1 pseudogene is annotated in these 830 nt (G+C 33.9%); it reads right to left on the bottom strand.

Annotated features, from left to right (window positions below):
• Nucleotides 1-127: 127 nt before the first annotated feature.
• Nucleotides 128-830 (bottom strand): annotated as a pseudogene (locus tag C4B25_RS04680) (DNA-directed RNA polymerase subunit beta'); the annotation flags it as partial.

The raw sequence follows: 830 nt of genomic DNA, 5'->3' as shown, positions 1-830 counted from the left end.
AAAAAAGAAAAACAGCCCATAAAGGCTATTTTTTCTATTTCATTATTTATTAATGAAGTATGATTTAGGATCTCTAATGTCAAACTTACCTTTTTCTTCGTAAGCAGCACCAGTACCCGCAGGAATTCTATGTCCAAGAATAGTTATCACGTCTTCCAGAAATTGATGAGTGAACAAGAACTTTAGCTGTTTCTTGGTAAGAAGCAGCAGCAAGGAATGATGAAGATAGAAGAGGTGTTTGTTTAGCCCCTTTGATGATAATTTCACCAAATGCTGGATTTTTACCTTCAGCAAGTAGTTTTGTATTTTCATCTTGATAATCATATACATCCACAAGTGAACCAGCGAAGAATGAAGAATCTCCTGGGTCAGAAATAACGATTTTTGAAAGCATTTGTCTAATAATAATTTCGATATATTTATCAGAGATAGCAATACCTTGCATTCTATATAGACGTTGTATTTCTTTTAGTAGATAGTGTTGTACTTCACGTGAGTCAGCAACTTCAAGAAGTTGTTTAAGGATAATTGGTCCTTCAACAAGTTTTTGACCTGGAATAACGTTTTGTCCTTTTTTAACTCTAATTTTTCTATCACTTGAGAATTTATATTTGTAAGTTTTAACAACTTCACCTTGTGTGTTTCTTGCTTCAACTAACATTAATGTTTCGTTTGGAGCATCTTTCACTTGTTCAATTGATATAACTTCACCTTTAGTTTTTGAAATAACTGCTGGACGACCTCAAGGTTTATCGTAAGCATCGATTAATTCGATAAGACGAGTAAATCCACCTGTAATATCTTCAACACCAGCAACCCCTCCTGTATGG

It is taken from the genome of Mycoplasma todarodis, assembly GCF_004335995.1.
Taxonomy (GTDB): Bacteria; Bacillota_I; Bacilli_A; order Mycoplasmatales; family Metamycoplasmataceae; genus Mycoplasma_K; species Mycoplasma_K todarodis.
This window is presented reverse-complemented; position numbering and strand designations above follow the sequence as displayed.